Genomic DNA, 24,828 nt, shown 5'->3' on the forward strand with positions numbered 1-24,828 from the left:
GCACCGGCGCCAGGCCTGACCGGCCCGGCACAGCCTATGCGCGAGTGAGAAAGACGTCGGCGAGCATCTGACTGCGTGGCAAACCGGCCATATAGAGGCGCCGCGCGAAGCTGTCGACCGTCAAGGGATGGCCGCAGAGTAAGGCGAGGGTTTGCCGCGAAACAAGGCGCAGTTCGGCCAAAGCAGCCGGCAACTGCGCCGCCGTCACCAGTTCCACCTGCAGGTTGGCGTGCTGCGCAGCCAGTGCCTGAAGTTCGTGCGCCAGATAATGCTCGGCCGGCTCATGCGCCACGTGCAGCAGGCGGATGACGCCCTGGTGCTCCTGACGCAGCGCGTCACGCAAGACCCCGTACAACGGCGCCAGCCCCGTACCGGCGGCAAGCAACCATATTGGTCGCGCCTGCCAATCGGCGTCGTAATGCAGAGCACCACCGCGCAGCTCGCCGAGCCGCAGCGTGTCGCCAACCTGCAAGCGCCGCGCAGCATCGCAGAACGCGCCGGGCAGGCGGCAGTCGATGTGAAACTCCAGCCAGTCGTCCTCACCCGGCACGCTGGCCAAAGAATAAGGACGCGCTACACCCTGCTCATTCCAAAGCAGCAGGTGCTGGCCGGGGCGATAGCGCAGTGGTTTGGCCGGCTGCAAGCGCAGGCGCAAAACCTGCGGGCTGGGCCAGTCCAGTGCGAGCACCTTGGCTGACAGGCCGTCACGCTGCGGGTCGAAAGGCTCTACCTGCAGATCCTCCATTACCTGGCACTGGCAGGCCAGGCGCCAGCCCTCGGCGCGCTTGTCGACCGCCAGTGCCTCAGGCTGACGATCCAGCGGTTCGCCAGCGATGCAACGCACAAGGCAAGCATGGCAGCTGCCGGCACGACAGCTGTAGGGCACCGCCACACCGCCGCTGAGCAACGCATCGAGCAAGTTGGTTTGCTGGGCGACTTGCAGTAGCTGGTCACCGACGCGCAGCTCAGGCACCCGCGTTCTCCCAGCTGGCGTCGCAACGATTGCGGCCGCCGCGCTTGGCCTGATAGAGCGCCTGATCGGCACGCTGCAGCGCTTCATCGAGATCGTCACCGGCGACCAACAGTGTCATGCCGGCGGAGAGGCTCAGATTATCGACCTTCACGCCCACTGGCTCGGCCTTGGCGAAGGCTTCGCGCAAGCGCTCGCAGCAGGCGGTGAACTGATCAGCATCGGTATTGGGCAATAGCAGCACGAATTCCTCACCGCCATAGCGGGCAATGATGTCGCCGTCACGCAGACAGGCACGGGCCACAGCGGCGAAGGTTTGCAGCACCCGATCGCCCGCAGCATGGCCATGAGCATCGTTGATTCGCTTGAAATGGTCCAGGTCGATCAGCGCCAGACCGTGATGCCGCCCGTGGTCCAGATGCCCCAGTTCGCGAGTGGCCAGACGCAGGAAATGACGACGATTGAACAGGCCGGTGAGCTCATCGGTGGCGACCAGGTCCTCAAGCTGGCGCATCATCCCACGCAGGGTGTCCTGGTGCGCTTGCAGGGCGAAGCGGCGTTGGCGCATGCGTTTGCGCATGGCCTGCACGTAGCTGGAGAACAGACATAGCCAGACCAGCAGGATGAACAGCACCCACACCTGTAGCCACGCCATGCTCGGGTCCACCAACTGCATGCGGTAGGCCTCGACCAGTATCATCGCAGTGAAACCGAAGAAAGCGAACGCGGCGCAACGCACGAACACCCGCGGAGGTAGCTGGAACACGCCGAACAGCAGGATCAGTACATAGAAGACCATCATCACGCCACGCGCGCTATCGAACAACGCCAGCACCGGTGGCTGCCAGGCCAGCGCCACCAGTACCTGGGCTTCGGTCAGGCTGGGATCTTCACATCGCAGGTTGCGGCCGGACAGAAACAGCCAGAGAAACACCAATTGGCTGCCGAACACGCCCAAGGTCAACCAGACGGCGGCACTGATCTCACCGATGAAAAGGCCATTGAATACAGCGAACCAGCAGACGAGCGCCATCATCGCGTAAGTAGCGAAGGCCATGGCGAAGCGTTTGAGCAGGAGGCTCTGCAGGCTGCGTTGCGTTCCCCGGCGAGTCGTTGAGCTCATGGGCTCCATCCCATACTGGCATCTGGCCGTACTCTACCCCTGTGATCACAAAAAACCTAGGCCGCGGTAGGGGGCCGCCTAAAATCGCGGCGAACCAGTCGCGCAATAGAGAACAGTCGAAAACGCTTGCAGTCGTGCTCGACATTACAAGCGATGAATGAGCATTTAACCCGGCTGGCGTCCCGCCAATTATCAAATAGCGCTGACAACGCACGACCGTGTGGATGTAGTTGGCAGAGCGACGCAGAAAGCCAAAACCGAGGTCGTCCTGCAAACGCCCGATTACCGCCCACTGCGCTTGCCATCGACCTTTGGCTGCTGTGCCCGTCACGGCTGGCTGCGGTATACTGCCGCGCCTTTTTGGGCAGCTCTGAAAAATATCAAAGATAATTTTCAGAGCTGCCCTTCCGCCGTTGCGCCGGGTCTTGTCCGGCGCTTCCTTGTTGATGTTCCCTGATAGAGGAGCGCCCCAATGACCGTGATCAAGCAGGACGACCTGATTCAGAGCGTTGCCGACGCACTGCAGTTCATCTCCTATTACCACCCCGTCGACTTCATCCAGGCGATGCACGAGGCCTACCTGAAGGAAGAGTCGCCGGCCGCCAAGGACTCCATGGCGCAGATCCTGATCAACTCGCGCATGTGTGCCACCGGCCACCGCCCGATTTGCCAGGACACCGGCATCGTCACCGTGTTCATCAAGGTCGGTATGGATGTGCGCTGGGACGGCGCCACCATGAGCGTCGACGACATGATCAACGAGGGCGTGCGTCGCGCCTACAACCTGCCCGAGAACGTCCTGCGCGCCTCGATCCTGGCCGACCCGGCCGGTGCCCGCAAGAACACCAAGGACAACACCCCGGCGGTGATCCACTACTCCATCGTCCCTGGCGACAAGGTGGAAGTGGACGTCGCAGCCAAAGGCGGCGGTTCCGAGAACAAGTCGAAGATGGCCATGCTCAACCCGTCCGACTCGATCGTCGACTGGGTGCTCAAGACCGTGCCGACCATGGGCGCCGGCTGGTGCCCGCCCGGCATGCTCGGTATCGGCATCGGCGGTACCGCCGAGAAGGCCGCGGTAATGGCCAAGGAAGTGCTCATGGAGCACATCGACATCCACGAACTGCAGGCCCGCGGCCCGCAGAACCGTATCGAAGAGATCCGCCTGGAGCTGTTCGAGAAGGTCAACCAACTGGGCATCGGCGCCCAGGGCCTGGGCGGCCTGACCACCGTGCTCGACGTGAAGATCATGGATTACCCGACCCACGCAGCTTCGCTGCCGGTGTGCATGATCCCCAACTGCGCCGCCACCCGTCACGCCCACTTCGTGCTCGACGGCTCCGGCCCGGCCGAGTTGGAAGCACCGGATCTGGACGCCTACCCGGAAATCGTCTGGGAAGCCGGCCCGAGCGCGCGTCGCGTCGACCTCGACACCCTCACCCCGGAAGACGTGCAGAGCTGGAAGCCGGGCGAAACCATCCTGCTCAACGGCAAGATGCTCACCGGCCGCGACGCCGCGCACAAGCGCATGGTCGAGATGCTCAACAAGGGTGAACAACTGCCGGTCGATCTGAAAGGCCGCTTCATCTATTACGTGGGCCCGGTCGATCCGATCGGTGACGAAGTGGTAGGCCCGGCTGGCCCGACCACCGCCACGCGGATGGACAAGTTCACTCGCCAGATCCTCGAGCAGACTGGCCTGCTGGGCATGATCGGCAAATCCGAGCGCGGCCCGACCGCCATCGAAGCGATCAAGGACAACAAGGCCGTGTACCTGATGGCCGTCGGCGGCGCTGCCTATCTGGTGGCCCAGGCGATCAAGAAGTCCAAGGTGCTGGCATTCGCCGAACTGGGCATGGAAGCGATCTACGAGTTCGACGTGAAAGACATGCCCGTTACCGTAGCTGTCGACAGCAACGGCGAATCGGTACACATCACCGGCCCGGCGATCTGGAACAAGAAGATCGCCGAAAGCCTGGCGGTGGAAGTGAAGTAAGCGTCAACGCTGCAAAGCAGAAGCCCGGCCAAGTTCCGGGCTTCTGCGTTTTCAGGCGTCCCGCAGCAGCTGCCGGCCACGCGCGAGGTAATGGTCCATCTCCGCTTGCGGCACCATGCTACCGCCGGTCGCCCATACCAGATGGGTCGCCTGCGCCATGCGCTGCGGCGTAAAGCCCATGCGCTGGCGATAGCCCTGCTGCTCGCCCAGCACACGCAGCACACCCGGCATACCGGCCAGCGCCGAAGGTTCAAGGCGCTGACCTTCAGCGCGCTCAAGCAGTGCCAGGTAACGGAACAGCTGCTCATCACTGACCGTGTAATAGCCATCGATCAGGCGCTGCATGGCGCGGCCGACGAAGCCGGATGGTCGCCCCACGGCCAGTCCGTCAGCAGCCGTGCGGTTGTCGATACCGAAATCCTGCACCGCCAATGCCTCATGCCGTCCGGTATGCACGCCGAGCAGCATGCACGGTGAATGGGTCGGTTCGGCGAACAGGCAGTGCACCGCATCGCCGAACGCCAGTTTCAGGCCGAAGGCCACGCCACCCGGCCCACCACCGACGCCACAAGGCAGGTAGACGAACAGCGGATGCTCGGCATCGACAACGACATCGGCTGTCGCCAGTTGCTGCTTGAGACGCTCACCGGCCACCGCGTAGCCGAGGAACAGGTGCCTGGAATTTTCGTCATCGACGAAGTGGCAGCGCGGATCGGCCTCGGCCTGACGCCGCCCCTGCTCCACCGCAACGCTGTAATCGCTGGCGTACTCGACCACCGTCACACCATGGGCACGCAACTTGTCCTTCTTCCACTGACGCGCATCGGCGGACATGTGCACCGTGGCCTGAAACCCCAACTGCGCACTGATGATGCCGATGGACAACCCCAGGTTACCGGTAGAGCCGACAGCTACCTGGTAGCCACCGAAGAAGGCGCGCATCTCTTCGCTGTCGAGGCAGGCGTAATCGTCGTCGAGGCTCAGCAGCCCGGCGGCCAGTGCCAGGTCCTCGGTATGCTTGAGCACCTCGTAGATACCGCCGCGGGCCTTGATCGAGCCGGAAATGGGCAGATGGCTGTCACGCTTGAGCCACAGGGCGCCGATCTCGCCGTCTGCCTGGGCCTCTTCGCGAAGCAACTTGCGCATCTGCGGCAGGGGCAGGATGTCCGACTCGATAACCCCGCCGCTGGCGGCCGTCTGCGGGAACGCGCGAGCCAGATATGGCGCGAAACGCGCGAGACGGGCGCTGGCATCGGCCACGTCTGCTGCGTTCAAGCCCACATCGCCCAGCGCCTCGCTGGCAGGTGCCACGGCAGGGTTGAACCAGCTGGTTTCACGCAGGGCGATCAGCTCGTCGAGCAGCGGGTATTGCGCACGCCACTGGGCGAGCGGCTGACCAAGGATCATCGGCAGTTTCCTCATTGCAGGCCGTTAACAACGCCCATTAGATGACGCTGACAGCCATCTGGCAAAGGCCGCGAGCGGCAGGCAAGCGGAACGATACCTGCCCAGGCGTGGCCTAACCGGGAAACCGCCAAGGAGTTGCCATGACCTTTTCCATCGTTGCCCGCTGCCCACGTACCGGACAGTTCGGCGTCGCAGCGGCCACTGCCATGCCAGCCGTCGGCAAACTGCTCAGCCACGCCGCCGCTGGTGCGGGGGCGGTGGCGACCCAGGCACAGGTCAACCCCTATCTGGGTCTGGATGGACTGGCGCTACTGCGTCAAGGGTTATCGGCGAAAGAAGCGCTGGAGCGGCTGAAAGGCACCGACCCGTGCATGGAGCTGCGCCAATGCGCGCTGATCGACGCACAGGGCGACAGCCTGTGTTGGACCGGCGACAAGTGCCTGCCCTGGGCCGGCTCGCTGAGCGGCGAACAGTTCTCCGTGCAGGGCAATCGCCTGGTCGGCCCACAGGTGCTGGACGCCGTGGCCGAAGCCTTCCGCCACGCGGAGGAACGCCCACTGATCGAGCGCCTGATCGAAGCCCTGGCCGCTGGCGACCGCTGCGGCGGCGACCGTCATGGCGAATCCTCCGCAGTGATCTACGTGGTCGATCAGGAGGAGTATCCGCTGTGGGATATCCGCGTCGACCATAACCTCGACCCGGTGGCCGAGCTGCGCCGCCTGCATAAGGTGTTCGCCCGTGAAGTGCTGCCGGAGATTCTCGCTATGCCGACACGCGATAATCCAGCGGGCCTGGCGGCAGAGGATTCGGTCTAGGCCTTGCGGCCAACAGTGGGGCCAAAACGCTCCAGTTGCATCTCACGCAGACGACTCAACGTACGGCGGAAGGCAAAATCGAGGTAGCCCTGGGTGTAGAGTTCATCCAGTGCCACCGCGGCCTCGATGTAGAGTGGCACGCGACGGTCGTAGCACTCGTCGACCAGGGCGATAAAACGTCGTACCGCATCATCGTTACGCGACAGCGCCGGCAACTGTCGATCCCCGGCATCGACCCGTTCGGCACCATCCTCGGTGCCACGGGCGATGCGACCTTCACGCTGCTCACCACCCAGGCATGGCACCTCGCCGAGCAGGATGGCCGGAAAGCGCTCGCACAGTTCGATGAAGTCGGACGCGGCCAGCGGCTGTTCACACAGATCAGTGAAGCGACACCATAGCGCTGCCGGGCTATGACCGGCGGCCGAGACGCGGCGGTGAGCCAGCTCGATCGGCTCGCGGCTGATGGTTTGCCCCTCGCTCAGACCGGCGAACAGCTCGCCCAACGCCTGTGGCTGCCGTACCCAATAGCGCTGCACCTCAGCACCGGGATGCAGGCGGTGATCCTGCTCGCCGTCAACCGCCACCACCTGCATATGCGCCTCAAGCGCGGCGATAGCCGGGAGGAAGCGCTCGCGGTTGTAGCCCTCGGCGTAGAGCTGATCTGGTGGCTGGTTGGAGGTCGCCACCAGTACCACGCCCTGCTCCACCACCAGGCTGAGCAGGCGGCCGAGCAGCATGGCATCGCCGATATCGCTGACGAACAGCTCGTCGAAACACAGCACGCGCACCTCACGCCCCAACTCCTCGGCCAGCAGGCGCAGCGGGTCGGCATTGCCAGTGAGCTGAAACTGCCGGCGATGCACCCACTGCATGAAGTGATGAAAATGCTGCCGCCTCGCCGGCACGCGCAAAGCGTTGAAAAAGCTGTCCATCAGCCAGGTCTTGCCACGCCCGACCGGCCCCCAGAGGTAGACGCCAAGGGGCCGTTCGCCACGCTGCGCAGCCTCGAAGCACTGCTGCAGCGCCTCGACCGCACGGCGCTGCGCGGCATCGACCACGAAACCGGCAGCAAGCGCACGCTGATAGGCGGCCTGGGGCGAGTCCGGCAGGGCCTGCGGGGCGTTCAACGCAGCACCAGCCGGCCGTCATCGAACTGCCGTGGCCAGTCACGACGGGTGAACACCTGGCCCTGCTCACGCACGCGGCGTACTTCATCCAGATCCAGCTCGCAGATCAGCCAGTGGCTGCGCGTGGGGCACAGATCCTCGCTCTCGGCGACGATACCGCTGGCCGGCATGCCGTAGTCCGATGGTACGTACAGCGAGGCGCGGCCATAGCCTTCGTCCAGCGACGGCGACCAGGGTGCCAGGCCGACGGTGGGCGAATGCAGCACGGCGATCTGGTTCTCCAGCGCACGGGCCTGGGCGCCGATGCGCACGCGGTGAAAACCGGCCACGGTGTCGGTGCAACTGGGCGCGAGAATCAGGTCGACCCCGGCTTCGGCCAGGGTATGCGCCAGCAGCGGAAACTCGTTGTCGTAACAGATCAGGATACCCAGCTTACCCAACGCGGTATCGAACACCTTGAGGCCGTTACCCGCTGCGATGTGCCACTGCTCAAGCTCGAAGCGGGTCATGATCAGCTTGTCCTGAGTGCCCAGGCAGCCGTCCGGGCCGAACAGCCAGCCGCGATTGCGGTAAATGCCGTCATCATCCAGCACTGCCACCGAACCGGGCTGCAGGTAGATATTCAACCGCCGCGCCAGGCTCTCGCACAGTTCCAGCCAGCGTGGCAGCAGCGGCTGGATGCCGGCGATGGAGCCGTGCAGATCGCCCCGTTCAGCTTCCGGCAACTGGCCTGTCAGCACCAGGCCGGCGTATTCCGGCAGCAGCAGCAGCTCGGCGCCCTGCCCGGCCGCATCCTCACACAGCGTGGTGAGGTGCTCGGCATAGGCGTCCCAGGTGACGAACAGGTCGATGTGATATTGGCAGGCGGCGACCTTGATCATGAAGCGAGCTCCTTCAACCAGAACGACATGGGTTTGGCCGACTCCTCGGCCTCGTCCAGATCGCGCCAGTGGTAATAGGTGTGCAATTCGGGGTGATGGCGATAGCCGCGGCGCGCCCAGAAGGCGTCCAGCGGCTGGTAGTCGGCTGGCCGCCTCGGATGATCGACGGGGCGCTGCACGGCGCAGAAGGCGCACCAGTCGAAGCCGCCCAGTTTGCGCGCATGGGCCTCGCGCTCGACGAAGAAGCGTACGCCGAGGCCACGCCCTCGCCAGGCCGGCAGGACCACCGATTCGGCGCAGTAGAAAATCCGCGCAGGATCCCAGCCCGCAGCGATGAATGGCTGCTGGAATTCCTCGGTTTCATCAGCCAGCGGCAGTGCCGTGGACGCGCCGACCACATGGCCCTCGTCACGTACCAGCACGCAAAGACTATCGACACTGCGCACGTAGGTAGCCAGGTACTCGGCCTCGTAATCGAGGTTGCCGTCGTAGAGGTAGGGAAACTCGCGGAACACCTGGATGCGCAGGCGCGCCAGGTCGTCGATATGGGGTTCGATCTCCGCGCCCCGGAGCAGTCGGATATCCATTGCAGTCGCTCGCCAGCAACAGGGTGACGCCGGCAGCTATACCAGCGGTAAACGGCGAACTTATCATGCGGGCCAACGAACCACTAACCACGCTACGAAAGGAACTTAGCCATGACCGCCACCGAACTGGTTCAGGCCTACTACACCGCCTTCAACGCCGGCGACATGACCGCGTTCCTCGACCTGCTAGCAGACGACGTGGTGCACGACATCAACCAGGGTGAACGTCAGGTCGGCAAGGCCACCTTCGCTGCCTTCATGGACAAGATGAACCGTTGCTACCGCGAGCGCCTGAGCGACATCGTGGTGATGCAGAACGCTGACGGCGACCGCGCTGCCGCCGAGTTCGTGGTGCACGGCGAATATCTGGCCGACGACGAAGGCCTGCCACCGGCCAACGGCCAGACCTATGTGCTGCCGGCCGGTGCATTCTTCGAGATCAGGAACGGCAAGGTGGCGCGCATCAGCAACTACTACAACCTCAACGACTGGGTTGCGCAGGTCGGCTGAAAAGCACGAAAGCCACGTGGGCGTCCATCTGCGCAACGCCTGAAACATTCTGCAAAGGCTTAATACAGCGTTAAGCCAACCCCTCACACAATTGGCCCCAGGTTCATCACCGAGGTTCCGAGCATGGAACTACCCTGGGCGCATCATGATCGTCCCGTTGCCCGTATCGGGCGCGGCGATAGTTACGAACTCCACCTGGCGTCTCCCGGCAGCGCACGTCGCGTTGCCCTGGAGCAGTTCGTCCGCCAGCGCTTCGAACTGCAGCACGGCGCACGCATCCGTCACTTCATGCCCTGCCTGTTCGGCCTGGAAAACCAGACCGGCCAGTTGCTCGGCGCAGTCGGCGTGCGCAGCGGCAACAGCGGCCCGCTGTTTCTCGAACGTTACCTGGACGAGCCGATCCAGAGCGCCATCGGTGCACGCCTTGGCAACAGCGTGCCGGGCCGTGGCGAGCTGGTGGAAGTCGGCAACCTGGCTGCCGATAGCCCCGGCGCCGCGCGCCTGCTGATCGTCGCCCTGACCGATCTGCTGGTGGCCCTGGGTTTTCGCTGGGTCACCTTCACCGGTACCCCGACCCTGCTCAACAGTTTCCAGCGCCTGGGCCTGACTCCAATCGCCCTCGGCGAAGCCGATCCGGCGCGCATGGGTAATGAGCTGGCCGACTGGGGCAGCTACTACGACAACCGTCCGCTGGTGATGGCCGGCGACATCCATGGCGGCCATCAGCGTCTGCTGCAGCTGGGCGCCTATCCGCGTCTCGGTCATCAACCGCTGTATGCCCTGGAGGACATGCCCGATGTGGTCTGCAGCTGAATCCTTCTTCAACCGTCTTGGTGAGTTCGGCCCGCACATCGCCCTGGCCGAAGGCGAACGTACCCTGACCTATGCCGAAATGCTCGGTGCGGTCGCCGCACGAGGCAGACACCTGCGGGCCCTCGGCGCCCACCGCGTGGCACTGGCCCTGGACAACGGCATCGACTGGGTACTGTGGGACTTGGCGGCTCTACACGCAGGCCTGGTCTGCGTACCGGTGCCGGCGTTCTTCTCTGCCGAGCAGCAGCGTCATGTGCTCGACAGTGCCGGCATCGACTGCCTGATCGGCAACGGCGCTCCTGGTTTCGCTACCGTCGAGAACGACATTCATCGACGCATGGTGGCGCAACCGGCCGAGCTGCACGCCGGCACCTGCAAGATCACCTACACCTCCGGCACCACCGGTCAACCCAAGGGCGTGTGCCTGGACCTGGACACGCAACTGGCGGTGGCCGACAGCCTGGTCAAGGCCAGCGCCAGCCGCGAGGTGCAGCGGCACCTGTGCATCCTGCCGCTGGCCACCCTGCTGGAGAACATCGCCGGGGTTTACGCGCCGCTGCTGGCCGGCGCCCGGATCGAGCTGATGCCCATGGCGCAGATCGGCCTGACGGGTGCCAGCGGCTTCGATCTGGCGCGCTTTCTCCAGGCGCTGCACGCTGCTCAACCGCACAGCCTGATCCTGTTGCCACAACTGCTGCTGGCGCTGGTCAGCGCCAGCGAGCGCAAGTTGCCGGTACCGAATTCGCTGCGCTTCGTCGCGGTCGGTGGCGGGCGCGTCTCCACCCAGTTGCTGCAACGCGCCGATGCACTGGGCCTGCCGATCTTCGAGGGCTACGGGCTATCCGAGTGCGCCTCGGTGGTGTGCCTGAACACCCCCGAGCAGCGCCATATCGGCAGCACCGGCAAACCGCTCGGCCATCTGCAAGTCAGGCTGGCGGACGATGGCGAGGTGCTGGTCAAGGGCGCGCGCATGCTCGGCTACCTCGGTGAGCCGGCGCCGCAAGGCGAATGGCTGGGCACCGGCGATCTCGGTCATTTCGAGCACGGTTTTCTGGTGCTGCACGGGCGCAAGAAGCATCAGTTCATCACCGCCTTCGGGCGCAACGTCAACCCGGAATGGGTCGAGTCCGAGCTGGTGCAACAGTTGCCCATCGCCCAGGCCTGGCTGCACGGCGAGGCGCTGTCAGCCAACGTCGCGGTGCTGGTGCCGCGCTTCGCCAATACCCCTGATGTGCAGTTGCAGGAAGCCGTGGACGCCGTCAATCACGGCCTGCCGGACTACGCCCGCGTGCACCACTGGTTGCGCGCCGATGCCCCTTTCAGCGCGAGCAATGACCTGGCTACAGCCAATGGCCGCCTGCGCCGCGCTGCCCTGTTCAACCATTACCAAAGCGCCATCCATGACCTGGTGGCAGAAGGAGTACACGCATGAGCTTCTACGAATCCCTGCTGGCCCAGACCCAAGCCGAGCGCGACTACCTGCTCGGCGCACCGATCATCCAGCAGGCCATGACCGGCCAGGTCGCCCTGCGCAGCTACATCGCCTTCCTTACCGAGGCATACCACCACGTCAAGCACACCGTGCCGCTGTTGATGGCCTGCGGTGCGCGTCTGCCGGAACGTCTGGAATGGCTGCGCGAGGCCATCGCCGAGTACATCGAGGAGGAAACCGGCCACCAGGAGTGGGTACTCAACGACATCGCCGCCTGCGGTGCGGACAAGGAAGCGGTGCGCCATGGCACGCCGCACATGTCCACCGAATTGATGGTGGCCTATGTCTACGACCGCATCGCGCGGCACAACCCGGTGAGCTTCTTCGGCATGGTCAACGTGCTCGAAGGCACCAGCATCGCCCTGGCCACCCAGGCCGCCGGCATCATTCAGGACAAGCTGCAGTTGCCGAACAAGGCCTTCAGCTACCTCAACTCCCACGGCAGCCTGGACCTGGAGCACATCGAGTTCTTCAAGAAGCTGATGAACCAGCTGGACAACGACGATGACAAGGCTGCCGTGGTGCACACCGCCAAGGTCGTCTACCGCCTGTATGGCGACATGTTCCGCAGCCTGCCGCTGTCGAGCGAGGAGTAAGGTCATGCAACCGACGGATTGCCGTGCCCTGCTGACCGGTGCCAGTGGTGGCATCGGCCTGGCCCTGGCGCATCGTCTGGCCAGCGAGGGTGCCCATCTGCTGCTGGTGGGCCGTCGCCTGGAGCCCCTGCAACCGCTGCTGCAACGCTTCCCGCAGAACGTGCAGCTGGTGCAGGCCGACATCGCCACCCGCGGCGGCCGTGATGCACTGGTCTCTGCGGCGCAGAACTTCGGCGGGCTGAACTGCCTGATCAACGCGGCGGGGGTCAACCGCTTCGGCCTGCTCGACCAGCAGGACGAGCAGCAGATCGCCGAGCTGATCGGCCTCAACGTAACCGCCACGCTGCAACTGACCCAACGCCTGCTGCCATTGCTGCGCGCGCAACGGCGTGCCCTGGTGATCAACGTCGGCTCCACCTTTGGCGCCATCGGCTACCCCGGCTTCGCCGCCTACTGCGCCAGCAAGTTCGCCGTGCGCGGCTTCTCCGAGGCGCTGCGCCGCGAACTGGCCGACACTCACGTACGCGTCCTCTACTTCGCACCGCGCGCCACACGCACGTCGATGAACGCCCCTAGCGTGGTGGCGATGAACGATGAGCTTGGCGTAGCCATGGACGACCCCGCGCAGGTGGCCGAGGAACTGCTCGACACCATCCGCCGCGAGCAGGAGGAACGTCACCTGGGCTGGCCGGAACGCCTGTTCGTGCGCCTCAACGGCCTGCTGCCACGCGTGGTCGACCAGGCCCTGCGCAAGCAGTTGCCGATCATTCAACGCTTTGCCCGCCACAAGCACTGAGGAGATTTCCCGTGAACGCATTTCGCACCCTGATCATCGCCGCCCTCGGTTTCACCGCCCTGCCCGCCTTCGCCCTCAGTGACAACGGCCAGGCTCAGTTGCATCAGTTGCAGACACGTTGGGCAGAGATCAACTACCAGACGCCGGAGAAGCAGCGTGAAGAAGCCTTCGCCAAGCTCGTCACGCAAGCCGACGCGGCCCTGGTCAGCGAGCCCAAGGCACCGGAGCTGCTGATCTGGCGCGGCATCATCCTCAGCACAGAGGCCGGCGCCAAGGGTGGTCTCGGCGCCCTGGGCCTGGTCAAGGAAGCCAAGGCCAGCCTGGAACAGGCCCTGGCCATCGATCCGCAAGCCCTGGCCGGCTCGGCCTACACCAGCCTCGGCAGCCTGTACTATCAGGTACCGGGCTGGCCGATCGGCTTCGGCGATGACGAGAAGGCCGAGAAGATGCTTATCCAGGCCCTGGCCATCAACCCGGACGGTCTCGACCCGAATTACTTCTACGGCGACTACCTGCAACGGCAGAAACGCTACGAGGAATCCCGCGCAGCCCTGGAGAAAGCCCTGGCCGCCAAGGATCGCCCCGGCCGTGAACTGGCTGACAAGGGCCGCCGCGCAGAAGCCACGGCGCTTTTGCGGCAAGTCGAGAGTAAACTCCAGTAACTCGGACGCATCCCTACAGGAGTTGCCATGCGCATTCTTCTCGTCGAAGACGATCAGGCCCTGGGCGAAGGCATTCGCACCGCGCTGAAACCCGAAGGCTACACCGTGGACTGGCTGCAGGATGGCGCCAGTTCGCTGCATGCGCTGAGCCACGAGAGTTTCGAGCTGGCCATTCTCGACCTCGGCCTGCCGCGCATGGACGGCCTGCAGGTGCTCAAGCACCTGCGCGCCGCGGCCAATCCGGTGCCGGTGCTGATACTGACCGCGCGTGATGCCACCAGCGACCGCATCGCCGGGCTCGATGCCGGCGCTGACGACTACCTGATCAAGCCCTTCGACGTCGCCGAGCTCAAGGCGCGTCTACGCGCTTTGCTGCGGCGCAGCTTCCAACGCCCGCAACCGGCGCTGGAGTACCGCGGTATCAGCCTCGACCCGGCCAGCCAGGTGGTCGAATACCAGGGCCAGACCATCAACCTGCCACGCAAGGAATTCCTCTTGCTGCACGAGTTGCTGATCCAGCCCGGTCGCGTACTGACTCGCGACAAGCTGCAACAGGCGCTGTACGGCTGGGATGAGGAAGTGGAAAGCAACGCCCTGGAAGTGCACGTGCACCACCTGCGCAAGAAATTCTTCCCGGAACTGATCCGCACGGTACGCGGCGTCGGTTATCTGGTGGACAAATGAGGTTGCTGAAAACCTTCGGCTCCATCCGCACCCGTCTGCTCGCCCTGCTGCTACTGCTGGTAGCGGCCAGCTTTGGGTTGATCAGCCACAAGATCTACAACGACTCGGTGCATGAAGTACGCGAGCTGTTCGATGCGCAGCTGGCGCAGACCGCCCGCCTGCTCATGGGCTTGGTACGCCACGACCTCAGCGAGACCGAGCGCCGTGAGATGCAGGCAGTGCTCGATGAAGCCCTGCTGCTGCACAGCTCGCGCAATCCGGAGAACCTGTTCGGCCACGAATACGAAGGCAAGCTGGCCTTCCAGATGCTCGACGATGATGGCGAGCTGCTGTTCCAGTCTGCCAGCGCGCCACCCGGTCTGCTCAACGACATGATCCAGCAGCTTGGCCTGGCTCTGCCCAATGATGACCAACCGATGCGCGAACGCCTGGCGCAGCTGGCTCGCTACCTGATCGGCTACCACAACCTGACCATCGGCGAGCACAACTGGCGGGTGTTCGTCCTGCATGACAGCCGCGACTACCACTGGGTATTGGCGGGCGAGCGCGAGGATGTGCGCGGCGAGCTGATCGGCAAGATCGCCCGGCGCAGCCTGCAACCGCTGCTGATCGGCCTGCCCATCGTCGGCCTGCTGCTGTGGCTGACCGTGGGTTGGGGCCTGTATCCGCTCAAGCGCATGGCCGATGCCATTCGCGGCCGCGCACCGGACAACCTGGCGCCACTGGTCTTTCCGCCCTTGCCTAACGAACTGGAGCCGATGGCCGCCGCACTCAACCGCCTGCTGATGCAGGTCAACCAGTTGCTCGAGCAGGAAAAGCGCTTCATCGCCGATGCCGCCCACGAGTTGCGCACGCCGCTGGCGGTGCTGCGCATCCACGCGCAGAACGCCCTGGAGGCGCCGGACCCCGGTGACCGCGAAGAGGCGTTGAAACAGTTGGGTAGCGGCGTCGACCGTGCCACCCGCGTGGTCGCCCAACTGCTGACCCTGGCGCGACTGGACCCCAATGGCGTGCGCCTGAACATGAATGACCTCGACCTGCTGGCCTTCCTGCGCAGCGAACTGGCCGAGCTGACCCCGTTGGCCCTCAATCGCGGCCAGGAGCTGATCCTCGAGGCCCAGGAGCCGGGCGACTATCAGCTGCCGGCTGACGGCCCCAGCCTGGGTATCCTGCTGCAGAATCTGGTGAGCAATGCCGTGCAGTACACCCCGGCAGGCGGCTGCATTCAGGTGCAACTGCAAGCCACACCGCAAGAGCTAGTGCTGCAAGTGCTCGACAGTGGCCCAGGTGTGCCGGTGGAATTGCGCGAGCGCTTGTTCGAGCGCTTCTTCCGCGTTGGCGAAGGCCAGGGCGCTGGCCTGGGGCTGTCCATCGTGCGCCGCGTGGTGGAATTGCATCAGGGCAGCATCGCCCTGGACGAGTCACCGCTTGGCGGCCTGCGCGTCAGCGTGCGCCTGGCCCGGCGTCCCGGCAACCATGCTTGAGTGATCGCGATGGCACGTATCAAGATCAGGTATAGCCATACCCAATCACCAAGATAGAGACAATCCGTTTTATCAATCGAAGCGCATCTCCGATCATGCCCACCTGTTCAACAACCCCTACAGGAGTAACGTCGCATGAGCCTGATCAAACGCTTCTTCCAACCATCCCAGCCTAGCCAGCAACCGAACACCCCTAGCGCGCAGGAACATCCGAACTTCTGGATGTACCAGTGACTCAGCCGCTCGCCCCAACCACCCTCAGCGGCACCTGACGCCCGGCCTTCTGTGCCAGGTAGCGGGTGCAACTGACGCGCAGGAACGAGGCGAAATTGACCACTTCGCCGCGAAAATCCATGACTTCGTCATGCAGCTTGGCGATCAGCTGGTTGGTGGTCATGCCATCGACTTCGGCGATTTCGCGCAGGATGTCCCAGAACTGATTTTCCAGACGCAACGTGGTGACCACACCGCGGATGCGCAATGAGCGTGAGCGCGATTCGTAGAGGATGGGGTCGGCCTTTACATAGAGTTCGCACATCGGCTTTATCTCCTCAGTAGCGGCGTAGCCCGGATGCAATCCAGGGATGCCGACAATGGCGCTGCACCGGATAACATCCGGCTACGGAGGTTACAGGCGAATTTTCGTGCCGAGCACCTTGAGAAACGCTGCCAGCCATGCCGGATGCGCGGGCCAGGCCGGCGCGCTGACCAGCTTGCCCTGTACGTGCGCCTGGTCCACCGGGATTTCCACGTACTTGCCACCGGCCAGCGCCACTTCCGGCGCACAAGCAGGATAGGCGCTGCATTCACGTCCCTCCAGCACCCCTGCTGCCGCCAGCAACTGGGCACCGTGGCAGACGGCAGCGATGGGCTTGTCAGCCGCCGCGAACGCCTTGACCAGAGCAATGACATCGGCGTTCAGGCGCAGGTACTCGGGGGCGCGTCCACCGGGTACCAGCAACGCGTCGTAATCGTCGGCACGCACCTTGGCGAAGTCATAGTTGAGGGCGAAGTTGTGGCCAGGCTTTTCGCTGTAAGTCTGGTCGCCCTCGAAATCGTGGATGGCGGTGCGTACCGTCTGCCCGGTCACCTTGTCCGGGCAGACCGCATGCACGGTATGGCCAACCATCTGCAGTGCCTGGAACGGCACCATGGTTTCGTAGTCCTCGGCGTAGTCGCCGACCAGCATGAGAATCTTCTTGGCAGCCATGATCGTCTCCTGAAGGTAGGTGGAACGAACGCCATTATTCGCCCCTATTTCTTCCGACAGGTAACAGCCGAGTACTACTCCGCAAATGGTCAAGCGTCGATACAGCGACTGTGGATGGGCGGCGCCCCGCCGCGAACCAGAGCAGGACCACGAAACACCGCGTTGCCTGATCGCTACCGGCCTTACGGTGATCGCTCGCGATCTAGAGCGCGTACTTCTGCAGGTTCGCCATCATTTCCTTGAGCGCTTCGACGTTGTCCGCCGGGTGCGCAGCGCCCTCGAAATCGCAGATGCGTTTCCATTGCGCGGCAACGTCATCGGGGCTGAAGCCGGCCTTGGGGTCGAAGCCTGCGCCGAGGCTGCGCTCCCAGCGCACCTTGCCAACCCAACCACCACCGACCTCGAACAGGCCACCGGTGTCCTGGCAGGCGGCGCTACCGAGATACACCACCAACGGGCTGACCAGCTCGGGCTTGAGCTGTTCGAACACCTGCGGCGGGATCAATCCTTCGGTCATGCGCGTGGCACCGGTGGGGGCGATGGCATTGACCAGGATGTTGTTCTTGCGGCCTTCGATGGCCAGGGTGCGCGTCAGCCCGTACAGGCCGAGCTTGGCCATGCCGTAGTTGCTCTGACCGAAGTTGCCGTAGATACCGGATGTAGACGAGGTGAAGATAACGCGGCCGAAGTTTTGCTCGCGCAAGTGAGGCCAGGCAGCGTGAGTGGTCTTGTAGGCGCCCTCGACATGGACCTTGTAAACCAGATCCCAGTCGGCATCTTCCATTTTGTGGAAGCTCTTGTCGCGCAAGATGCCGGCGTTGTTGACCAGCACATCGATACGACCGAAATGATCCAGCGCGGTCTGCACGATCTTGTCGCCGTCAGTCACCGAATCATGGTTGGCCACCGCGGTCCCACCGAAGGCGCGAATCTCTTCCACTACCTTGTCGGCAGCAGAGGCGTTGGCTCCTTCACCGTGGGTGCTACCACCGAGGTCGTTGACCACCACCTTGGCACCGTGGCGGGCGAACAACAGCGCGTGGGCACGGCCCAGGCCACCGCCGGCACCGGTGACTATGACTACTTGATCTTCGAAACGGATGGCATCGCTCATCGACAGCGTCCTCGGGGCAGGTTGTTAATGCGCCGAGTGTCAAACAGCCCCACGCGCTTCACAAGGCGCGCGGGGCTGCTGAATGACGGCCGATAATGCGACCTTATGCGGATCAGTTACCGGCGCCGGAACCCGAGCCGTCGCCGCCACTGCCATCACCCGAACCACCCCGATCACCACCGGGATTGCCATCGGTTTTGGGCCCCTGAACAGGAGGGATACCCTCACCGTCATCGCCCGGGTTCATCGGATTGGTGTCGCCCGGAGTGGTCGGCGTAGTAGTCCCCGGAGTGCCCGGAGCATTGGTGTCGCTGCTAGCGAAGGCAGGCAAAGCAGCCATCGCGCCCAGAATCCCGCTCAGCAGCAGTGCAGATAACTTCTTGTTCATGGTTAACCTCTACTTTCCTGTGAGTGACAGAGTTACTGAGTCACTCCCGGCGGCAGAGGTTCGACAAAAATTGTTTCAGCGCCAACTGGTTCAAATTCACGCGTGCTCAAGCAATGCGGATCAAGCTCAGGTGGTTGTACAGGTGCAGCACGTGAGCCTCGGCATACTCGGCATGATCGAGCGCACCGTAGGCAAAGTGCGGTTGTAACTCGCCCGCGTGACCGGCAAAGCGTTCGAACGCCGCCTGCAAGCGCTGCAACGCCAACGCCTGACTGGCCGGCTCATTAAGCGTGGCGGCGCCGGGGATCGCTTCATCCAGCGGATGACGCATGGCGCCACGGGCGCTGAACACGGCGAATGCGGCTGGCCCGACGCTGTGGCGAAACCAGGCCGGCTTCAGCTCGGGATAACCGTCGATGGAATAGTCGATGCTCTGCGCACAGTGATTGAACACCTCGGTCGAACTCCAGCCACGCAGGCTTTGCAGCGTCTTGCCGTGTAGGTCCGCCAACACCTGGCGAGCGCCCTCCAGGCTGACAGCCGCAGGTCGCGGCCCCGCAGGCAACGCCCAGTAACCGACTCCGAGCGCTGCGACACCACCGAGCGCAGCGCCTTTCAACAGGGTACGTCTACGCATGCAAGCTCCTTGCGTGGCGAAATTGCAGGTAATGATCGAGCACCGCAGCCGGCGCTTCTAGCTGCGGATAGTGGCCGATGCCGTCGAGCAGCACCGTGTCGGCGTCCGCGATCAACTCACGGTAACGCGCCACCATGTGCGCTCCTGAAATGGGATCGAAGGCGCCATCTATCACCCGCATCGGCAGGGTCGTCGCCTGCATCGCTGCCACCCAGAGTTGCCGCTGCTGGCGGCGCTCGGGCATGTAGCGAATCAGACGATGCATCACCGCCGGGCCGTTGTTGTAGGCCACCAGTTGCCACAGGGCATCCAGTTCGGCCTCACTGGCCTGGGTGTGCGGGCCGAAGATGCGGGCAAAACTCTGCGCCAGCTTGCGCCGCGAAAACAGACGCCCGATCAGCGGTCCCAGCGGCCCGAGCAGCAACTTCTGCACCCGCACCGGATGATGCGTTTCAGGGAACAGGCCGCCGTTGAGGAACACACAACTCGCTAGTTTTATCCGCCCCTCCTGATGCCGCGCGATCAGCTCCTGCGCGACGCTGTCGCCGTAATCATGGGCCAGCACATGCACCGCGCGCTGCTCGTCGATATGGGCCAATAGTGCCTGCTGCAGGTCGGCCTGCTCCAGCAGGCTATAGGCGTGCCCACGCGGCTTGGCCGAATAACCGAAGCCGAGCATGTCGCAGGCGATAACCCGGTAACGCTCGGCCAGCGGCGCCCAAAGGCGATGCCAGTCCCAACTGGCGCTGGGAAAGCCGTGAATCAGCAGCAACGGCTCGGCATCGGCGTCACCGGCGACCCAGTAACGAATGGCATGGCCGCGAAAATCCAGCGTCCGGCTCTGAGCGCGCCAATCGTCCAGGGCGATGCCCGGCAAGTCGCTCACTGGTCGTAACCCGGCATCTGCAGGTCGAGCTTGCGCAGCAACGCTGGCCAGGGCAGCGAGCCCCCCATGCCCTGTGGCGTTTTCATCACACCGGCGATCATCGCCCGCGCACCGTCGAGAATCTGCTGCGGAATATGGATCAGTTCGGTTCCGCCGCTCTGCGCCATGATCTGGATCTCGCAGGCACGCTGCAGGATGAACATACCCAGGAAAGCGTCGGCGATGCCGCCGAAAGCAGTAAGCAAACCATGGTTGGGCAGGATCATGAAATTCTTGTCGCCCAGGTCCGCCTGCAGCCGCGCCTTCTCGTCATGATTCAGCGCCACCCCTTCATAGCCGTGGTAGGCCAGGCTGGCGAGGACGAACAGCGACTGCTGCGACAGCGGCAGCAAGCCCTGCTTCTGTGCCGATACGGCGATACCGGCAGGCGTATGGATGTGCAGTACGCAGCCGACGTCGTGGCGTACCTCGTGCACGGCGCTGTGGATGGTGTAGCCGGCCGGGTTGATGTCGAACGGGCTGTCCATCAACTTGTTGCCCGCCAGGTCTACCTTGATCAGGCTCGACGCGGTGATTTCATGAAACATCAGGCCATAGGGGTTGATGAGGAAATCCTCGGTGCCCGGAATCTTGGCGGATATGTGAGTGAAGATCAGGTCGTCCCAGCCATAGAGGGCGATCAGTCGGTAGCAGGCGGCAAGATCGACGCGCGCGCGCCATTCGGCCTCGGAAACCAGATTCTTCACAGCAGGGAGTTTCAGCGGAGCATTCACGGCGGTCACCTCGATATTCTTGTTGATCGGTGGTGTCCGCAGTCTAGCCAGGCGCGCCGCTGGCGGTAGTTGCCCTGGCAGCCATCTTGATGGCTTTGCAGGTCACGGCGCTGGCGCGCCGCGGTGCGATGGTGTGGTATTCGCCGCTTTTATCGGCTGCTCAAACCCGCTCAGGGTATTGGGTGCATGTCAGGCCTTCAGCGCAGCAGCGAATGCTTGCAGCCAGGGCTCGGCATCGGTTTCCGGGGTCACCGTCTCACTGGAATCCAGGCGCAGCATCTCTACCACTTCGCGCAGACCCAGCTCGGCATACAGCTCACGAATCAGCTCGCCGCCGCCGCAGAAGGTGTCGTAGCTGGAGTCGCCCAGCGCCAGCACCGCAGCCGGTTTGCCGCTCCAGGCCGGCAGACGATCGCGGATTTCGCTGTACAGCGGCAGCAGGTTGTCAGGCAGCTCGCCCATGCCGGTGGTGGAGGTCACGGTGAGGAACGCGTCCGGCGCGAAGGCCAGCAACTCCTCGAGGCTCATATTCGCTTTGTGCCAGGCATCCAACCCGGCGGCCTTGAGCTGGCGCTCGGCGTGGCGTGCAACTTCTTCGGCCGTACCGTAGACCGAACCCGAGACAATGGCGACTTTCATGACAACTCCGGAAACAGGAAAAACGCCGCGCATTATGCCGCAAGTGGACAGCCCGACCCGATGTTTTAGAATGCAGCGCATATCCATCGCGGAACCGGACTCATGATCAATGCCAAACTGCTGCAACTGGTAGTCGACGCCTCCAACGATGGAATCGTGGTGGCCGAGCAGGAGGGCGAAGACAATATCCTGATCTACGCCAACGCGGCATTCGAACGCCTGACTGGCTACCCCAGCGATGACATCCTCTACCAGGACTGCCGCTTCCTACAGGGCAGTGACCGGGCCCAGTTCGGCTTGCAGGCCATTCGCGAAGCCGTCAAGGCCAGCAAACCCTGCCGACAGATCATCCGCAACTACCGCAAGGACGGCAGCGCTTTCTGGAACGAGCTGTCGATCACTCCAGTGCTCAATGAAAGCGACCAACTGACCTACTACATCGGTATCCAGAAGGATGTCACCGAACAGGTCGAAGCCAAGCAGCGCGTACGCGAGCTGGAGGTGGAAGTGGCGGAGCTGAAGGCCGAACTGGCGCGTCTGAAAAGCTGACGAACGGATAAAACTATCGTCTGGCGCGGCAGTCAGAAGGGTTTGCCCCCTTGCAGTATTTACTCCATGCAAAGCGACCCGCTGCTGACTCAGGACGAACTGGATTTCCTCCAGAAGATCCTCTTCAAACCTCCGCAAAAGCGGCGCTCTACCGCAGCGCCGCAGTTGGCTCTGGGCGATCGACTCAGTGAGCTTCTGGCTCGCCTGGGCAACGAAGAGCAGCTAAGCCTAGACACTCATAGCGACAATCAGCATCTGAGCTTTCCCCTGCACCTGATTCAGGACGACCACAGCCAGTCGCGCCTGGAACTGGGGGCCCCGCTGATCTTCGAACAAGGGGTGAACGAACGCCCATGGCGCCTCGTTCTACCCACTGCGCTGACGCTACTGGACAGCAGCGACCAGCCAAGCGGCCTGAAGGCGCTGGAGCTATCGAACAATGGAATCCTGGTGGAATACAGCAAAGCAGGCATGCCGGCCAAGGATCAGTTGCTGCAACTGATCTTGCCTCAGGAGCGTCGCGTTCAACTGCGCGCGCAGCTGGCAAGACGTGTCAGCCAGACGTGTTACGCCTACAGCCTGCAGACGCTACATGAAGAAGATGAACAGACCCTGCGTCAGTACCTGTTCGAACAGCACAACGAACAACAACCGCAGACCGTAGCAGCCAACTGAGACTCAGCAGCCAGGGCCATCTCAGGTATCGAGATGGCCAGCCAGGAACTGCTGGAGACGACGCTGCATCAGACGCCCTTCGTTACCCAGGCACGCGATGGGCGAGCCGGCCAAGCTCTCCTCCGCCAGATCGGCACTGTCTCCGGCCAGCAGCACCGGACATTCCAGACCAAGCGCCAGGCGCGCCAGTTGCCGCGGAAATTCATCACCTGGCGGCTGATTGCTGAAAACCACCAGCGCCTGCGGCTGCATGCGTTCGCAAACCAGGGCCAGATCGGCCATCGGAACACCGGGCCCCATCACCGCCACGTCGACGTCCTGATTGCCCAACAGCAACGCTGCAACCAGCAGCTCAAGCTCTCGGCAGTGGCCAGGTAGCGCCACCAGCAGCACGCGCTCGCGCGAATCATCGCGTCCCAGTTGCAGTCGCTGCCAGCAACGCCCACGCAGGAAGCCGTCGAGCATCAGCCACTCGCCGCGCTGACCGACTTCATCCTGACGCAGCAGAAGCTCCTGCCAGACCGGCATGAAGATGCTCTGAAATACCACCGGCAGCGGATAGCAGGAGAAAATCTGCCCGTACACACGCTCAAGACGAGACTCATCGAAGTTCTGCAGCGCGCTGCGCAGTTGATCCTGCCACTGGCTCCAGTCGTCACTGACGACGTCGTTATAGGCGGGCGTGGCGACGCTGCGACTGCTGGCGCTCTTGGCCAGGATCGAACCGACCTTGCTGACCGCGACGCCACGCTCGATCCAGGCGAGGATGCTGCGCACCGCGTCTATGTCGGCCTGCGAATACAGGCGATGGCCGCTATCGGTCCGTGTCGGCTGAATCAGACCGTAACGCCGTTCCCAGGCACGCAGGGTGACCGGATTGACACCGGTAAGGCGGGAAACCTCGCGAATGGGGAACAGCTCTTCCTGTTTCAAAGCGCTGGACGCGAGCGATGTGACGGAGGCGAGTTCGGGCATGGCTTCGGGCATCACGGCAACGAATATTCGGCAATTGTAACCCAGCAACAGCTCACTGGCATTGTGCAAGATATGTACAAAACCGCACCAAGCACAACAACAAGGATAACGGCAGCCTCAAGCGCGGTGTTTATCCATGCCTGGCGCCCTTCACCGAACCATCGCACACAGCTCATGCCCTTGAATGGTGCAAATTCCGACCAAGATTTCTCCTTTAACCCGTCTGGAGCCCCTTGTCAGGCGGGGCTGGCTAATTTTCGTAAAACGGGAATAATCCTTGCTGCAATTTTCGTCGAGCACACCACCCCGTGCTTGATCGTGCCCTACGCCACACCCCGGCTGACGGCAATACTCGAGGAGATACACAATGTCCCCCGTAACCCTGATGGTGGCGCGCCGCGTCGCCAATGGTCGTTATCACGACTTCATTGCCTGGCTGCGTGAAGGAGAACACCTGGCCACCGACTTTCCCGGTTATCTTGGCTCCGGCGTACTGGCACCACCAGCCGGTGACGATGAGTTCCAGATCGTTTTCCGTTTCAGCGACGAACAGACCATGGCCTCCTGGGAGCATTCCGCCTCACGCCAGGCCTGGCTGCAGCGTGGCGCAGGTCTTTTTGCCCAACCACAGGAAAAGCGCGCAATCGGCCTCGACGCCTGGTTCGGCAGTGCCCATCGCCAAGCGCCGCGCTGGAAGCAGAGCGTGGCGATATGGCTGGCGTTCTTTCCGGTGTCGCTGGCCTTCAATCTGCTGCTCGGTCCCTGGCTCGCCGACCTGTCGCTGGTGACCCGTGTGCTGTTGTCGACGCTGGCCCTGACGCCCCTGATGACCTACTTGTTCATCCCGCTGTCCACCCGCTTGCTGGAACCCTGGTTGCAGGGCAACTGCCCGCAGCGCCTGAACCGGCGAGTTGCCAGCGTCGGCAAATCCTGATCGCCCCCTACCTACTCCATCGGCCAGCCTCGTGCTGGCCGATTTCGTTGTACAAGCAGCCAACACCTGTACAAAAAGGACAACACGTACAGGTAAAGTACA

The 24,828-nt window shown here is 63.4% G+C and carries 28 protein-coding genes; 13 read left to right on the top strand and 15 right to left on the bottom strand.

The features are described 5' to 3' along the window. Positions 1-34: 34 nt before the first annotated feature. Both CDO35_RS15915 and CDO35_RS15920 read right to left on the bottom strand, forming a co-directional pair. Entirely contained in the window at positions 35-973 is a 939-nt protein-coding gene (locus CDO35_RS15915) for an iron-sulfur-binding ferredoxin reductase (protein WP_099525666.1), read from the bottom strand. Then, entirely contained in the window at positions 966-2,093 is a 1,128-nt protein-coding gene (locus tag CDO35_RS15920) for a GGDEF domain-containing protein (protein ID WP_099525667.1), read from the bottom strand. The genes CDO35_RS15915 and CDO35_RS15920 overlap by 8 nt, the downstream gene beginning before the upstream one ends. A gap of 472 nt (positions 2,094-2,565) precedes the next feature. Between CDO35_RS15920 and CDO35_RS15925 the strand changes: the two genes are divergently transcribed. Then, positions 2,566-4,089, top strand: a complete 1,524-nt coding sequence (locus tag CDO35_RS15925; protein ID WP_099525668.1) for a fumarate hydratase — start codon at positions 2,566-2,568, stop codon at positions 4,087-4,089. A 51-nt stretch (positions 4,090-4,140) separates the two neighbouring features. Here CDO35_RS15925 and dsdA read toward each other — a convergent pair whose 3' ends face one another. Beyond that, positions 4,141-5,496: a D-serine ammonia-lyase gene (dsdA, locus tag CDO35_RS15930; protein ID WP_099525669.1), complete on the bottom strand. Its 1,356-nt coding sequence runs from the start codon at positions 5,494-5,496 to the stop codon at positions 4,141-4,143. A gap of 140 nt (positions 5,497-5,636) precedes the next feature. On the opposite strand from dsdA, the gene CDO35_RS15935 reads away from it, so the two are divergent. Then, complete coding sequence (locus CDO35_RS15935; RefSeq protein ID WP_099525670.1) at positions 5,637-6,311, top strand: DUF1028 domain-containing protein; 675 nt, start codon at positions 5,637-5,639, stop codon at positions 6,309-6,311. On the opposite strand, the gene zapE is transcribed toward CDO35_RS15935, so the two are convergent. The 3 genes from zapE to CDO35_RS15950 are packed head-to-tail and all read right to left on the bottom strand — an operon-like array spanning position 6,308 to position 8,909. After that, a complete protein-coding gene (gene zapE, locus CDO35_RS15940; RefSeq protein WP_099525671.1) occupies positions 6,308-7,441 on the bottom strand; it encodes a cell division protein ZapE in 1,134 nt (377 codons plus the stop codon). The genes CDO35_RS15935 and zapE overlap by 4 nt on opposite strands. Further along, positions 7,438-8,322, bottom strand: coding sequence for a carbon-nitrogen hydrolase family protein (locus CDO35_RS15945; protein ID WP_099525672.1), 885 nt, complete (start codon positions 8,320-8,322; stop codon positions 7,438-7,440). Before CDO35_RS15945 ends, zapE begins: the two co-directional genes overlap by 4 nt. Continuing rightward, complete coding sequence (locus tag CDO35_RS15950; RefSeq protein WP_099525673.1) at positions 8,319-8,909, bottom strand: GNAT family N-acetyltransferase; 591 nt, start codon at positions 8,907-8,909, stop codon at positions 8,319-8,321. The genes CDO35_RS15945 and CDO35_RS15950 overlap by 4 nt, the downstream gene beginning before the upstream one ends. A 111-nt stretch (positions 8,910-9,020) precedes the next feature. Between CDO35_RS15950 and CDO35_RS15955 the strand changes: the two genes are divergently transcribed. From CDO35_RS15955 to CDO35_RS15990, 8 genes are all read left to right on the top strand, one after another. Next, positions 9,021-9,419: a nuclear transport factor 2 family protein gene (locus CDO35_RS15955; RefSeq protein WP_099525674.1), complete on the top strand. Its 399-nt coding sequence runs from the start codon at positions 9,021-9,023 to the stop codon at positions 9,417-9,419. Between the two features lie 123 nt (positions 9,420-9,542). Then, the gene (locus CDO35_RS15960) at positions 9,543-10,232 is read left to right on the top strand and encodes a thermostable hemolysin (protein ID WP_099525675.1); all 690 of its coding nucleotides are present in this window, start codon (positions 9,543-9,545) and stop codon (positions 10,230-10,232) included. Continuing rightward, the gene (locus CDO35_RS15965; RefSeq protein ID WP_099525676.1) at positions 10,216-11,664 is read left to right on the top strand and encodes an AMP-binding protein; all 1,449 of its coding nucleotides are present in this window, start codon (positions 10,216-10,218) and stop codon (positions 11,662-11,664) included. Before CDO35_RS15960 ends, CDO35_RS15965 begins: the two co-directional genes overlap by 17 nt. Beyond that, positions 11,661-12,320: an iron-containing redox enzyme family protein gene (locus tag CDO35_RS15970; RefSeq protein WP_099525677.1), complete on the top strand. Its 660-nt coding sequence runs from the start codon at positions 11,661-11,663 to the stop codon at positions 12,318-12,320. The genes CDO35_RS15965 and CDO35_RS15970 overlap by 4 nt, the downstream gene beginning before the upstream one ends. 4 nt (positions 12,321-12,324) lie before the next feature. Continuing rightward, positions 12,325-13,116, top strand: coding sequence for an SDR family oxidoreductase (locus tag CDO35_RS15975; protein WP_099525678.1), 792 nt, complete (start codon positions 12,325-12,327; stop codon positions 13,114-13,116). 11 nt (positions 13,117-13,127) lie between these two features. Continuing rightward, complete coding sequence (locus tag CDO35_RS15980; protein WP_099525679.1) at positions 13,128-13,778, top strand: tetratricopeptide repeat protein; 651 nt, start codon at positions 13,128-13,130, stop codon at positions 13,776-13,778. Between the two features lie 27 nt (positions 13,779-13,805). Continuing rightward, on the top strand, positions 13,806-14,462 hold the full coding sequence (locus tag CDO35_RS15985) for a response regulator (protein WP_099525680.1): 657 nt from the start codon (positions 13,806-13,808) through the stop codon (positions 14,460-14,462). Continuing rightward, positions 14,459-15,946 carry an ATP-binding protein gene (locus CDO35_RS15990; RefSeq protein WP_099525681.1) on the top strand — a complete coding sequence of 496 codons (1,488 nt, stop codon included), beginning with the start codon at positions 14,459-14,461 and terminating at the stop codon, positions 15,944-15,946. The genes CDO35_RS15985 and CDO35_RS15990 overlap by 4 nt, the downstream gene beginning before the upstream one ends. Before the next feature lie 235 nt (positions 15,947-16,181). On the opposite strand, the gene CDO35_RS15995 is transcribed toward CDO35_RS15990, so the two are convergent. The 8 genes from CDO35_RS15995 to CDO35_RS16030 form a co-directional block, all read right to left on the bottom strand. Beyond that, entirely contained in the window at positions 16,182-16,484 is a 303-nt protein-coding gene (locus CDO35_RS15995; protein ID WP_017675012.1) for a ribbon-helix-helix domain-containing protein, read from the bottom strand. 90 nt (positions 16,485-16,574) lie between these two features. After that, positions 16,575-17,159, bottom strand: coding sequence for a DJ-1/PfpI family protein (locus tag CDO35_RS16000; protein ID WP_208019969.1), 585 nt, complete (start codon positions 17,157-17,159; stop codon positions 16,575-16,577). A gap of 199 nt (positions 17,160-17,358) precedes the next feature. Then, positions 17,359-18,270: an SDR family oxidoreductase gene (locus CDO35_RS16005; protein ID WP_099525683.1), complete on the bottom strand. Its 912-nt coding sequence runs from the start codon at positions 18,268-18,270 to the stop codon at positions 17,359-17,361. 112 nt (positions 18,271-18,382) lie between these two features. Then, on the bottom strand, positions 18,383-18,658 hold the full coding sequence (locus CDO35_RS16010) for a hypothetical protein (RefSeq protein ID WP_099525684.1): 276 nt from the start codon (positions 18,656-18,658) through the stop codon (positions 18,383-18,385). A 106-nt stretch (positions 18,659-18,764) separates the two neighbouring features. After that, complete coding sequence (locus CDO35_RS16015) at positions 18,765-19,295, bottom strand: DUF1569 domain-containing protein (protein WP_099525685.1); 531 nt, start codon at positions 19,293-19,295, stop codon at positions 18,765-18,767. Beyond that, on the bottom strand, positions 19,288-20,181 hold the full coding sequence (locus CDO35_RS16020; RefSeq protein ID WP_099525686.1) for an alpha/beta fold hydrolase: 894 nt from the start codon (positions 20,179-20,181) through the stop codon (positions 19,288-19,290). Before CDO35_RS16020 ends, CDO35_RS16015 begins: the two co-directional genes overlap by 8 nt. Continuing rightward, complete coding sequence (locus tag CDO35_RS16025) at positions 20,178-20,954, bottom strand: class II aldolase/adducin family protein (protein ID WP_425048542.1); 777 nt, start codon at positions 20,952-20,954, stop codon at positions 20,178-20,180. The genes CDO35_RS16020 and CDO35_RS16025 overlap by 4 nt, the downstream gene beginning before the upstream one ends. A gap of 189 nt (positions 20,955-21,143) precedes the next feature. Then, complete coding sequence (locus tag CDO35_RS16030) at positions 21,144-21,593, bottom strand: flavodoxin (protein ID WP_099525688.1); 450 nt, start codon at positions 21,591-21,593, stop codon at positions 21,144-21,146. 102 nt (positions 21,594-21,695) lie between these two features. On the opposite strand from CDO35_RS16030, the gene CDO35_RS16035 reads away from it, so the two are divergent. Further along, a complete protein-coding gene (locus CDO35_RS16035) occupies positions 21,696-22,142 on the top strand; it encodes a PAS domain-containing protein (protein ID WP_099525689.1) in 447 nt (148 codons plus the stop codon). Between the two features lie 66 nt (positions 22,143-22,208). Continuing rightward, positions 22,209-22,817 (top strand): hypothetical protein, encoded by a 609-nt coding sequence (locus CDO35_RS16040; RefSeq protein ID WP_099525690.1) that lies wholly within the window; start codon positions 22,209-22,211, stop codon positions 22,815-22,817. A gap of 21 nt (positions 22,818-22,838) precedes the next feature. On the opposite strand, the gene CDO35_RS16045 is transcribed toward CDO35_RS16040, so the two are convergent. Continuing rightward, the gene (locus CDO35_RS16045) at positions 22,839-23,792 is read right to left on the bottom strand and encodes a MerR family transcriptional regulator (protein ID WP_099525798.1); all 954 of its coding nucleotides are present in this window, start codon (positions 23,790-23,792) and stop codon (positions 22,839-22,841) included. A gap of 367 nt (positions 23,793-24,159) precedes the next feature. Here CDO35_RS16045 and CDO35_RS16050 point away from each other — a divergent pair, with 367 nt between their 5' ends. Next, entirely contained in the window at positions 24,160-24,726 is a 567-nt protein-coding gene (locus CDO35_RS16050; protein WP_099525691.1) for an antibiotic biosynthesis monooxygenase, read from the top strand. Positions 24,727-24,828 lie beyond the last annotated feature (102 nt).

It is taken from the genome of Pseudomonas sediminis (assembly GCF_002741105.1).
In the GTDB taxonomy this organism is placed as follows: domain Bacteria; phylum Pseudomonadota; class Gammaproteobacteria; order Pseudomonadales; family Pseudomonadaceae; genus Aquipseudomonas; species Aquipseudomonas sediminis.